Origin of the sequence: Lachnoclostridium phytofermentans (genome assembly GCF_000733755.1) — a bacterium.
Classification (GTDB): Bacteria; Bacillota; Clostridia; order Lachnospirales; family Lachnospiraceae; genus Lachnoclostridium; species Lachnoclostridium phytofermentans_A.
The window spans coordinates 83,562-96,077 of record NZ_JPOF01000008.1; the positions used below are offsets into that span (position 1 = coordinate 83,562).

Here is a 12,516-nt window from a genome sequence, read left to right on the forward strand (position 1 = left end):
GAAAGGAGATTCTTCTTTGTTATGAAGGAGGAGAGGGAGAAGGATAATTCCGTATTACGAATGCTAAAAAGGATAGGTCACTTTTTTAGAAAAACAGTTCGAAGATGTAGGGAAATAAAAAATACAGCTCTTTCCTATGTAAAATCTACAAAGGATGAATACAAAAAAACTATGGATCATATCAATCAAGCAAAAAGTCAGAAGCCGAGTCATAAAGTTAATCATACCTCAGATAACGAAGAATCTAAGGAAAAGAAAAACAATAATTATTGGGATTTACTTAAAGTGAGCATGAGAGGCGAATTTAAAAATAAAGGAACTCTCTCGATGCTTTTTTTCCCATGTCTATTAATATACATCGAGTTAAGTTTTCATCTTCTAGTTTTTAAAAAGTTAGATAGTAATATTATATATCCGATAGTAATGGGTATTGTTGTGGGGTTCTTTCTTACAGCAGTAACAAGTATATGGAAAGAACGGATCAATCGTGTACTTACAGTAATATTAACTATAATGATTAGTATATGGTTTTGTGTTCAATTAGTTTTTGAACATATTTTTAGAACTTTTTTATCACTTTATAGTGTCGGAGAAAACGGTGGTGATGTGTTAGAATTCTGGAGAGAGGCATTGAATGGAATTCTAGCAAAATTGCCAGGTATTTTTCTTTTATTACTGCCAATACCAGTATTAGTTCTACTCTTAAAAAAAGTATCTATGAAAGAGAAAAGACATCCACTTTATGCAGGAGTGCAGGTTCTAATGGGAATCGGATGTTATTTTATTTTCTTACTCTTACTCTTACTTCCAGGGAAGATGCCACATACTCCTTATGATTTATACCATACCGATTTTGTTCAAGATCTTGGAATTGAAAAAATTGGATTGCTTACTGCAACGCGGTTTGATATTAGAAATGTGGTATTTGGTGCACCTGATTTTAAGATGGGGGGAGATGTGATAGCCTCAGTAGATTTACCAAAGGTTACGAAAGCACCATTACCTACGGAAGTACCGACGAATAATGGAGATCAGTCAGCATCGAGTGGTACCTCACCGACCCCGTCACCACTTCCAACCCCTACACCAATTGATACTTCACCGAATGTTCTTACGATAGATTTCGCTAATCTAGCAGAAGGAGAGAAAGAGAAGACGATTAAAAATCTACATCAATATTTCTCTACCGTAACTCCAACAAATAAAAATGAGTATACGGGAATGTTTGAAGGGTATAATCTAATTTTTCTCACTGCGGAAGGTTTTTCTCCATGGGCAGTTGACCCAGTTGTAACACCAACACTTTATAAACTTACCCATTCCGGATTTGTATTTGAGAATTTCTATACTCCAATTTGGTGGACGAGCACAAGTGATGGTGAATTTGTTGCTTGTACTGGTTTAATACCGAACGGGACAAATAGTTTTACGAAATCAGCAAAAGGTGATATGCCATTAGCCTTGGGCTGGCAGTTTAAAGAACTTGGCTATAGCACAAGAGCATACCATAATCATAGTTACAAATATTATAATAGAAATCTAACGCACCCTAATATGGGCTATGATTACAAAGGAGCGAATGGCGGTGGATTAGAAGTAAAACCAACATGGCCGGAATCTGATCTTGAGATGATGGAGGTTACATTACCAGAGTATATCAAGGACGAAAAATTTCACACCTACTATATGACGGTGAGTGGTCATATGGAATATACGTTTTTGGGTAATTCAATGTCAGTAAAGAACAAAAGTTATGTGGAAAACTTGCCATATTCCGATGATTGCAAAGCTTATATTGCCTGCAATAAAGAACTTGATTTAGCGCTTGAATATCTGATAAAAAGTTTAGATGAAGCAGGAGTTTTGGATAAAACAGTGATTGTTATGAGTGCAGACCATTATCCATATGGACTTTCCATGGATGAAATTAACGAACTGGCAGGACATAAGGTGGAGGAAAACTTTGAATTGTATAAAAATAATTTAGTTTTGTGGAATTCTCAGATAGAAGAGCCAATTATTGTGGATAAATACTGTTCCAGCCTTGATATTATGCCAACCGTATATAACTTATTTGGAATTCCTTATGATTCTAGATTATTTATGGGGCAAGATATTCTTTCCGATGCGCCAGCTCTCGTTATGATGTCGAATCAGAGTTTTATCACAGACCACATTATGTATAACTCAAAAACTGGTGAGATTGTAAAACTTGATGATGAGGAGCTACCGGAGAACTATGTAAAAGCCTATGTAAACATTGTACGAAACAAATTCAATGTATCTGGAAGTATGATAAAAAATAATTATTATCATAGCATTTTAAGCTACCTTGGCTTAGAAACCTATGATAAAAAATAAATTACCCCTTGCAACCCTACGATATTCATGGTAATATAAGAAATCATTTTATATGATAAAAGGCAATGAAGGAGACTTTAGTATACAGATGTGTTTTACGACAGGAATGACGCGTCACCGACTGAGAGCGTGTCTTTGACTCTATGTGTATTACGGAACACTCTGGAGCTCGTGAATTGAATCGACTTAGTCGGTAGTAGGTTCATGCGTCACACGCGTTAAGTGTAAAGAGAGGAGAAGCAAGGGCGTTTCTCAACGTGGGTGGTACCGCGGGAATCTTAGGGCAGTAATTTGGCTTGTGATTTTATTAGAGACTATGCTTGCCTTATGTTAATAGAATTCTCGTCCCGGAATATTTGTATCGTGATTTTTCACGACGCAATTGTTCCGGGACTTTTTTATTTATAAGAAATTGAATGCAATTACTTATAATATACCTTTTCTAGGTAAAAGAAGTTTCCTGGAACAAAGATAAAATTATCTAGAAAAGGAGAAAACAGTATGGATTTTGTAACAGGAAAAAGAGAGAAAAAAACAGTTTTATTAAGTGAGATCACATCGGGTAATTACGTTAACCAATCAGTAACCATACGAGGTTTCGTCCATGCCGTGCGGGATATGAGTGAATTTTCGTTTCTTGTAATTCGAACCTTTGAAGGGATTATTCAATGTGTTACTTCGATTGAAGTTACAAAGGATATGGTAGCTTTACTGAAAGAAGGCATGACCGTAGAAATACAAGGAGAGGCCCATGAGGAACTTAGAGCTCCAAATGGCTATGAAATTATTTTATCAAAGTTAATGGTGTTATCAGAACCAGCAAAGGATAGTACCATGCCGCTGCCAATATCGAAATGGAAGTTAAATACTTCTTTGGAGGCAAAGCTTTCCCTTAGACCGATTGCTCTTCGAAATATTAGAGAACGTGCAATCTTTAAGATTCAAGAGGGAATAGTAAGAGGTTTTCGTGATTTCTTATTCTCTGAGCACTTTACCGAAGTTAGAACACCAAAGATTGTTGCAGGAAATGCAGAAGGTGGAGCGAATGTTTTTAAACTTGAGTACTTTGGGAAAAAGGCTTTCTTAGCACAGAGCCCTCAGTTTTATAAGCAGACCATGGTTGGAGTATATGACAGAGTGTTTGAGGCAGCTCCAGTATTTCGCGCAGAAAAGCATAATACAACAAGACACTTAAATGAGTATACAAGTTTGGATTTTGAGATGGGATATATTGAATCCTTTGAAGACATTATGAATATGGAAACTGCAATGCTAACCTATATCTTTGAGCTTATTACTAAGGAATATCAAAAGGAATGTGACATTCTAGGAATTTCCTTACCGAAAACGGATAAAATTCCTGCAGTACGTTTTGATGTAGCAAAGCAGCTGGTTTCAGAGAAATATGACCGCAAGATTAAAAATCCTTATGACTTAGAACCAGAAGAAGAAGTTTTAATTGGACGTTATTTTAAAGAAGAATATGATTCAGATTTTGTATTTGTTACACACTATCCTTCGAAAAAGCGACCATTTTATGCGATGGATGATCCAAGTGATAAGAAGTTTACCTTAAGTTTTGATCTGCTGTTTAAGGGAATGGAGATAACAACTGGTGGCCAGAGAATCCATAGTTATGAAGAACAAGTAGAAAAGATGAAGGATCGTGGCATGAATATAGAAGATTTTGAACATTATCTTATGATTCATAAGCATGGAATGCCACCACATGGAGGTTTAGGAATTGGGTTAGAGCGTTTGACTATGCGTTTATTAGACGAAGCAAATGTTAGAGAGACAACGTTATTCCCAAGAGACGTATCACGACTTGAACCATAAGAGAGAAGAAGCATTGAACAACGAAGCCTGAGTTTTAGAATAGAAAGGAGTATTACATGGAAATCACCGATCAAACCATAGAATATGTTTCTGCGTTAGCAAAGCTAAGTTTACAACCCGAAGAAAAGGAAAAAGCCAAAAAAGATCTTGGTAATATTCTTACCTACATCGATATGATGAAGGAATTAGATACCGATGGAATAGAACCTATGTCGCATGCATTTTCTATGAAGAATGTATTTCGTGACGATGTGGTTACGAATGAAGATAACCGCGAGGAACTTCTTAAGAATGCGCCAAAGCAAAAGGATGGGTGTTTTATGGTTCCAAAGACCGTAGATTAGTGCAGTGTGAACGATAACGTTAACTAGAAGAGTTTGTGTATGCGCTGCAACACAGACTTGATAATACGCATTGTCTTATAAGCAAGGCAAAAAGTAGCGCAGAAATGAGGTAAATCATGGAGATTACAAGATTAACTGCCATTGAGCTTTCAAACAAAATAAAACAAAAGGAGCTCTCGGTAGAGGAAGCAGTGATGGCTTCACTGTCTATGATAAAAAAAAGAGAGCCATATTATCAAAGTTATATTTCTGTAATGGAAGAGGATGCTCTAGCGCAAGCTCGTAAAATACAAGCTGCATTGGAGGCCGGAAACTTTGCAGATTCTCCTCTTGTAGGAGTGCCAATTGCAGTTAAGGATAATATCTGTACCAAAGGGGTTGCTACGACTTGTGCCTCTAAGATATTAGAGAATTTTATACCTCCTTATAACGCTTCTGTGGTAGACCGTTTAAAGGAAGCAGGAGCTATCATTTTAGGAAAGACCAATATGGATGAATTTGCAATGGGAAGTACAACAGAAACTTCCTATTTTGGGGCTACGAAAAATCCTTGGAACACCGATTGTGTTCCAGGAGGTTCCAGTGGCGGGTCAGCGGCGGCAGTTGCGGCAGAAGAAGCATTCGTTGCCTTGGGTTCTGACACAGGTGGCTCCATTAGACAACCAAGTGCTTTCTGTGGCGTGACAGGTATAAAGCCAACCTATGGAACTGTATCCAGATATGGATTAATTGCATATGCATCCTCCCTTGATCAGATAGGTCCAATTGCACGCAGTGTATCCGATTGTGCTGCGACACTTCAAGTTATTTCTGGTGCAGATGACAAAGATACTACTTGTGTCAAATCAGCCTCTTATGATTATATGAGTGCGTTAAAGTCAGATGTTAAGGGATTAAGAATAGGGATACCAAGAGGATATTTTTCGGAAGGTCTGGATCCAGAGGTTAAAAAGGGCGTATTAGGTGCAGTAGCTGTTTTTAAGGAACAGGGAGCTATAGTAGAAGAATTTGATTTGGATGCTGTAGATTATGCAATACCGGCTTATTATGTCATAGCATCTGCTGAGGCCAGTTCTAATCTATCGAGATATGATGGTGTTAAATATGGATATCGATCAGCAGATTTTGATGGTTTGCAAGAATTATATAAAAAGACAAGAAGTGAGGGCTTTGGTGAAGAAGTAAAACGTAGAATGATGATCGGGGCATTTGTATTAAGTTCTGGATATTATGATGCTTATTATAACAAGGCGCTGAAAGTAAAAGCCTTGATAAAGCAAGGATTTGACCGTGCTTTTGAACGTTTTGATATTATCCTTGGTCCAACAGCACCAACAACTGCATTAAAGCTTGGAGATAGTTTATCGGATCCTGTAAAAATGTATCTTGGTGATATCTACACAGTTTCTGTTAATATGGCAGGTTTACCAGCAATTAGCATACCCTGTGGGTTAAGTAAGGGTGGAGTTTCATCCAATAAGTCGGATGGCATTCCATCCAGCAAGTCATATGGAATGCCGATTGGATTACAATTAATCGGAAGACCATTTGGAGAAAGAGATATTATAAGAGCTGCCTATACTTTGGAGAAGACCAATTCCTATCTAAGACCAACTTTAAATGATTAGTGGCTGCGAAAGTACCAACGAGTAATTAAGTCGATAAATAGTTCGACTTCATAAATAGTAAGCGTGTTAATGTACTAGGCAGTATATAAGTTGAAGAATAGTGATTAATTTTTCAACAGCTTGATTTGTAAGCGTGTTAAAGCACGCGGATAGGAGGTTAGCGTGAAAGCATATGAAACAGTCATCGGGCTCGAGGTTCATGTTGAGCTTGCAACAAAATCTAAGATATTTTGTGGTTGTACTACACAGTTTGGAGGAGAAGTTAATACCCATTGTTGTCCTGTATGTATGGGAATGCCAGGAACTCTACCGGTGTTAAATAAAAAGGTTGTAGAATTTGCTATTGCAGCAGGTCTTGCTTTGAATTGTGAGATAACTAGAAACTGCAAGTTTGACCGTAAGAATTATTTTTATCCGGATTTACCAAAGGCCTATCAGGTATCTCAGCTTTATCTGCCGATTTGTAGAAATGGTAGTATTGATATAGAAGTGGATGGTGTGAAGAAAAGCATTGGAATACACGAAATTCATATGGAAGAGGATGCAGGAAAACTCGTACATGACCCTTGGGAGGACTGTACTTTAGTTGATTATAACCGTTGTGGGGTACCACTGATTGAAATTGTTAGTGAACCTGATATGCGCAGTGCAGAAGAAGTCATTGCCTACCTTGAGAAACTAAAATTAATTCTACAATATCTTGGTGTATCGGATTGTAAGATGCAAGAGGGATCCCTTCGTGCAGATATTAACTTATCCATTCGAGAAGTCGGGGCAACGGAGTTTGGTACTCGAACTGAGATGAAGAATATGAACTCTTTTAAGGCGATAGCCCGTGCTATTGAGGGAGAAAGAAAACGTCAGATAGAAGTACTTGAATATGGGAAGAAAGTAATTCAGGAAACAAGACGTTGGGATGATAACAAAGACACAAGTTTTGCAATGAGAAGCAAAGAGGATGCTCAGGATTATCGATATTTTCCTGAACCAGATTTAGTTCCGATTGAAATTAGTGAGGAATGGCTTACTGAGATAAAGAGGAGAGAGCCAGAGCTTAGAGATGCCAAGATGCTTCGCTATGTCAAAGAGTATGAAATTCCAGAATATGATGCAGGGATTATCACAGGTTCTAAAAATCTTGCAGATATTTTCGAAGCTACGGTAGCTTTATGTAATAAGCCCAAGGAAGTAAGCAATTGGATCATGGTTGAGACAATGCGTTTGCTAAAGGAGTCAGAACAAGAAGTAGAGGAGTTAAAACTTTCCCCGGCTAAGTTCGCAAGCTTAATTGAACTAATTGATGCAGGAAAAATCAATCGTACTATTGCGAAGGAAGTTTTTGAGCAGATTTTTAAGTCAGATGTTGATCCTAAAACATATATCGAGGAACATGGACTCGGGATGGTGAGCGACGATGGTTTACTTCGTAGTACAATAGAGAACATCTTAAAAGAGAATGAACAGTCTGTATCGGACTACAAGAATGGAAAAGAAAAAGCGTTTGGTTTTTTAGTTGGGCAAACGATGAAGGTAATGAAGGGAAAAGCAAATCCAAGCGTCATAAATGAAATTTTACGTGAGCTGTTATCTAAAGTTTAAGTAATATTTGTTGCAAATCTAAACCTCAATCGCTATAATAGAAATGGAAACATATGGATACTCATTGCCCTTCCAGCAAGACAATAAGCAGTGTAGAAATGAGGAGAATTGTGCAGGAAAAAAGGAGAGAGAAAAGAATCGAATTAACGCTTTTTTTAAAGATTTCTTCTTTATTTAAACAAGATAATGTATTAGTTCATGACATTGAAGCTCCAATAACGGTAATAAATATTTCACGTGGAGGGATTGGATTTCTTTCAAGGAGTAATTTACCGATTGGATTTTATTTTAATGCATGTATCCAACTGGGGGATGAAGACGCGAAGCTTTATTGTGTTGTTAAGATCATACGGGTGGAAGAAGTTAAGGATACTTCCTATGTAACATATAACAGCGAAGAGAAAACAGGACAAAGTATCTATCGTTATGGTTGCGAATTTGTTGGAATGGCACCTGTATTGTCCTATATCTTTGATGATTTTGAGAAGTCCATGGAAGAATGAATAGATACTGTATGGTATGGGTTTGAAATTAAAAATAGCATAGAGATTCCTTAGAAAAGTTCGGTGCTTTTATAGGAATACTCTATGCTATTTTTTTGACAAGGAAAAGTTCGCGAAGCGTGCTTTTTCTTGTTTATGCCAAGGAAAAGATTGCGAAGCATGCTTTTTCTTGTTTACTATAGTATGATATGAAGATTGCTCGTATCTATAGAACGCCATATCTCATATGTTTCAATCCACTTAGATTAATATGTTTCAATTTGAAAAGGAGTGAATTGATTTATATAAGAAATAGTTCTTGAGATTATGAACTCTACAAGCTGAATGGCTTCTTCCTCTGTAGCGATGTTAGGGACAAATCCAGCTGCCATATTCGAATGTCCACCACCATCACCAAACCCTGAAAGAATAGTTTTAATAAGATCACTAGCATCTACGGATAACATTGCGCTACGGACAGAAAACTTAATTCCACTTCCACGGTAGGAGTAAACGAAAGAAAACTCAATTTCTGAAATTGTAAGTAAAAAATCACTTACAGTTGCAATCATAGCTTCGGAACAATCGTTGCCGATGTTTGCAATGGCTAGCGAGCCGTAAATTTTCAAATTTTCAATTGCTTTTTTGTAACTAATTAAATCGGATAATTGAATACTGCTTTTCTCTAACGATCGTAACTTTTTGTTGTTAGAGCAGTGGTATAGATGACTAAAAACAGTGATATCTAAGAGACTAACCCCTCTTGTCATATTAGCGGTATCGATTTTAATTCCATAAAGAAGTGCTGTTGCTAAATCGGAAGTAATCGGTATATTATTTTCTAAGAAATAGCTTGTTATAATGGAAGAACATGCACCAACATCACTTCTAATATCGTAAAAACGATAACAAGCGGTATTTTGTAATTGATGATGATCGATGCAAGCAATGACAAGACCATTGGTATCCGCCATATTAATATTGCCTTTCTGACCATCTACAATGATGATTTCATCTTCTGGTGCCAAGAAAACATCTTGCAAGGGATAGATTTCGATGGATAGGAGTTCTAGCATCTTTAATGTATTGACTTTATCGATAATCCCATGATAGATGATTGTTGCATGTTTTCCTTTTGCCTCAAATAAGGTTTGTAATCCTAACGCAGAAGCTAATGCATCCTGATCGGGATAATTATGCATTAATATGTATACGTGAGGATGTTCGATGCATTCAAGCAATTCATCTAACTTAGTCATGGAACCGTTCCTTTCTTTAGAAAGTATAGTTTTATTATAACATATTTAAAGTTCTTGTACATAATCTATCTGTTTTGTAATATTTTGTAAACCAGTAATGAATATATATTGTATAGGTATTCTAAACTATAGTGCTTATTTTCTTCTTGGATTTTTTGGAAACCAACCTTTTTTCACTCGTTCTTCTTGATGTATTAATTCCCCTATACTCCATAGATTTGTAATTCCAAGCACAGCGAAACCTGCACTTACGATAACTTGTGACACAAATAAAGATAAAACCAGCATTACAATACCAACAAAAGCAAAAACAGGCCATATTTTTTTAGTAAAATAATACTCTGCCTTTATTACAATAGGATGGTATAGTGCGATTGCTAAAAAAGAGATGAGACCAATGATTATGCCAGTATAACCCATGAGACCTCCTTAAGATATTTTATAGTTGTTATTAGTATTCTCATATGTACGATATTAGAATTTTATCACAATTTCTTTCGATGATAAAGAATACGAAATGAAAAATGCTGTCTGTTTTCATATAAAAGACTATGAGTATTCTTGCGAAAGATAGTAACAAACTCTTGCACTTACTAAAAAAGTATAGTAATATGAGACCATGATGTACGACTGGCGGAAACTGTAGGTGACTACAGGTGGGCTTAACCCACAGGGAGTACATATAATAACAATAAGAGCCGACCGCCTGGGCCACCACCTTCGATAATATCTGATGATAGATATCCGTTGGCAGTAGCTCAGGTGGTTTTTTATGCATAAAATTATAAACTCCGTAACGATAAGAGAAAGGATGAATGGATGATGAGAGCATTAATCAGTGTATCGGACAAAACAGGAATAGTAGAATTTGCGAAGGAATTAGTTTCTCTTGGTATTGAGATTATCTCTACCGGTGGTACTTATAGCAAACTAAAGGAGGCAAAGGTTCCTGCAATTGAGATTTCAGAATTAACTGGATTTCCAGAGTGTCTTGACGGAAGAGTGAAGACCTTACATCCAATCGTGCATGCCGGGTTATTGGCGATGAGAAGTAATGAGAGCCATATGAAGCAACTTAAGGACTTAAATATTGAAACGATTGATATGGTAGTAGTAAATCTTTATCCTTTCAAAGCTACTATTTTAAAAGATGGTGTTACAAGAGCAGAAGCTGTGGAAAATATCGATATCGGCGGACCAACCATGCTTCGTTCTGCTGCTAAGAATTATCAGGATGTTGCTGTGGTAGTAGACCCAGCAGATTATAGTCTTGTATTGAAGGAATTAAAAGAAGAAAAGACAGTATCTTTAGATACTAAGTTTTATTTAATGCAGAAAGTATTTATGCATACATCAAGTTATGATACGATGATTGCAGATTATTTAAGAAAACAAAGAAATGATTATGAACTTCCAGAAACTTTAACGATGACATTTGAAAAAGTACAGGATATGAGATATGGTGAGAATCCTCATCAAAAGGCTGCTTTTTATCGAGAAATAGGGAAGAAACAAGGCTCTATTACAGATGCAGTTCAGTTAAATGGAAAAGAATTATCTTTCAATAATATCAATGATACCAATGGAGCTCTTGAATTATTAAAAGAATTTACAGAGCCAACCGTAGTCGCTTGCAAGCACGGAAATCCATGTGGAGTAGGCAGTGATACCGATATTGAAAAAGCTTGGGATAAGGCATTCGCAGCAGATAGAGTATCGATTTATGGTGGAATTGTAGTAGCAAACCGTGAGATCACCTTAGCGATGGCAGAAAAAATGAAGAGCGTTTTCCTTGAGGTAGTTGTTGCTCCAAGTTATGAAAAGGAGGCGCTTGAGATCTTTCAGACCAAGAAGAATATTCGAATCTTAGAATTAAAGGGAATTGAAGTTCCACAGGAGGAGAATGCTTATGATCTCAAGAAAGTAAATGGTGGTTTGATTGTACAGACCATTGACAGCAAATTGTTATTAGAAGAAGAGCTAAAGGTAGTTACTGACCGTGCTCCTTCTGAAAAAGAAATGGAGGATCTTTTATTTGCTTTCCGGGTTGTGAAGTTTGTAAAATCAAATGGTATTGCTTTAGCAAAAGATAAACAAAGCATCGGTATTGGACCAGGTCAAGTAAGTCGTATCTGGTCAACAAAACAAAGTATTGATCATGCAGAAGAATTAATTAGTCCTGATGCGACAAAGGGCGCTGTCCTTGCATCGGATGCCTTCTTTCCATTTGATGATTGTGTAGAAGAGGCACATAAGGCAGGAATTACCGCAATTATACAGCCAGGTGGTTCTATCCGTGATGAAGATTCGATTAAAAAATGTAATGAGTATGGAATCACAATGGTATTCACAGGAATGAGACATTTTAAGCATTAACATGCTTCCTATCACATAGATAAGCAGATGTGATAGGAAAAGTAGATAGTACAAAAAAGTGGGTAATTCATTTTGAATTACCCACTTTTTTCATCCATTTCGCTTGTTACAACCTTATAAATCGAACTTTATACTAAAAGTATGATTTCAGTCTGATTATAACTTTGTTACGTTAGCTGCTTGAGGTCCTTTTTCACCTTCTACAACATCAAATGCAACAGCTTCGCCTTCTTCAAGAACTTTGAAGCCATCCATATTGAGCGCTGAGAAATGAACAAATACGTCGTTTCCTTCTTCATCAGAAATGAAACCAAAACCCTTCTTTGCATTAAACCACTTAACTGTACCTTTTTTCATAAAAGTGCCTCCTGAAAACTGTTGAAAAATATGTAGTGCTTCAATTATCGATAGGATAATCTATTGAATAATTTAACATAATTTTAATAAATTGTCAATTTCTCTTTATGATTTATGTAGAAAATTTTGTTTTTTCAAGAAAATATTTGTCGCTAATTTTAAAAAAGGACATACTTCAATCTAGTTTTTTGTATGACAATCCATGGGAATTATGATATAATTAGAAAATACATAGATGTTACATAATCATATGTTATTAAGAATTTAATAG

General features: G+C 36.4%; 10 protein-coding genes and 1 riboswitch. Of the genes, 7 read left to right on the forward strand and 3 right to left on the reverse strand.

What is annotated here, in order from left to right; genetic code table 11:
- Positions 1-21 precede the first annotated feature (21 nt).
- From CC92_RS0119040 to CC92_RS0119065, 6 genes are all read left to right on the forward strand, one after another.
- Positions 22-2,361 carry an LTA synthase family protein gene (locus CC92_RS0119040; protein ID WP_051650616.1) on the forward strand — a complete coding sequence of 780 codons (2,340 nt, stop codon included), beginning with the start codon at positions 22-24 and terminating at the stop codon, positions 2,359-2,361.
- Between the two features lie 501 nt (positions 2,362-2,862).
- Positions 2,863-4,200, forward strand: coding sequence for an aspartate--tRNA(Asn) ligase (gene aspS, locus CC92_RS0119045; protein ID WP_029501924.1), 1,338 nt, complete (start codon positions 2,863-2,865; stop codon positions 4,198-4,200).
- A gap of 56 nt (positions 4,201-4,256) precedes the next feature.
- Positions 4,257-4,544 (forward strand): Asp-tRNA(Asn)/Glu-tRNA(Gln) amidotransferase subunit GatC, encoded by a 288-nt coding sequence (gene gatC / locus CC92_RS0119050; RefSeq protein WP_029501923.1) that lies wholly within the window; start codon positions 4,257-4,259, stop codon positions 4,542-4,544.
- A gap of 116 nt (positions 4,545-4,660) precedes the next feature.
- A complete protein-coding gene (gene gatA / locus CC92_RS0119055; protein WP_029501922.1) occupies positions 4,661-6,172 on the forward strand; it encodes an Asp-tRNA(Asn)/Glu-tRNA(Gln) amidotransferase subunit GatA in 1,512 nt (503 codons plus the stop codon).
- A 162-nt stretch (positions 6,173-6,334) separates the two neighbouring features.
- Positions 6,335-7,771: an Asp-tRNA(Asn)/Glu-tRNA(Gln) amidotransferase subunit GatB gene (gene gatB, locus CC92_RS0119060; RefSeq protein WP_029501921.1), complete on the forward strand. Its 1,437-nt coding sequence runs from the start codon at positions 6,335-6,337 to the stop codon at positions 7,769-7,771.
- 110 nt (positions 7,772-7,881) lie between these two features.
- Positions 7,882-8,274, forward strand: coding sequence for a PilZ domain-containing protein (locus CC92_RS0119065; RefSeq protein WP_029501920.1), 393 nt, complete (start codon positions 7,882-7,884; stop codon positions 8,272-8,274).
- A 245-nt stretch (positions 8,275-8,519) separates the two neighbouring features.
- Here the strand turns inward: CC92_RS0119065 and CC92_RS0119070 are convergent, their stop codons facing one another.
- Both CC92_RS0119070 and CC92_RS0119075 read right to left on the reverse strand, forming a co-directional pair.
- Positions 8,520-9,512: a DHH family phosphoesterase gene (locus CC92_RS0119070; protein WP_034218363.1), complete on the reverse strand. Its 993-nt coding sequence runs from the start codon at positions 9,510-9,512 to the stop codon at positions 8,520-8,522.
- 135 nt (positions 9,513-9,647) lie between these two features.
- Positions 9,648-9,932 (reverse strand): DUF4491 family protein, encoded by a 285-nt coding sequence (locus CC92_RS0119075; RefSeq protein WP_029501918.1) that lies wholly within the window; start codon positions 9,930-9,932, stop codon positions 9,648-9,650.
- A 196-nt stretch (positions 9,933-10,128) separates the two neighbouring features.
- Positions 10,129-10,231, forward strand: a riboswitch (ZMP/ZTP riboswitch).
- 100 nt (positions 10,232-10,331) lie between these two features.
- Here CC92_RS0119075 and purH point away from each other — a divergent pair.
- A complete protein-coding gene (gene purH, locus CC92_RS0119080; RefSeq protein ID WP_029501917.1) occupies positions 10,332-11,888 on the forward strand; it encodes a bifunctional phosphoribosylaminoimidazolecarboxamide formyltransferase/IMP cyclohydrolase in 1,557 nt (518 codons plus the stop codon).
- Between the two features lie 156 nt (positions 11,889-12,044).
- Here the strand turns inward: purH and CC92_RS0119085 are convergent, their stop codons facing one another.
- A complete protein-coding gene (locus CC92_RS0119085; protein ID WP_029501916.1) occupies positions 12,045-12,245 on the reverse strand; it encodes a cold-shock protein in 201 nt (66 codons plus the stop codon).
- Between the last annotated feature and the right edge of the window lie 271 nt (positions 12,246-12,516).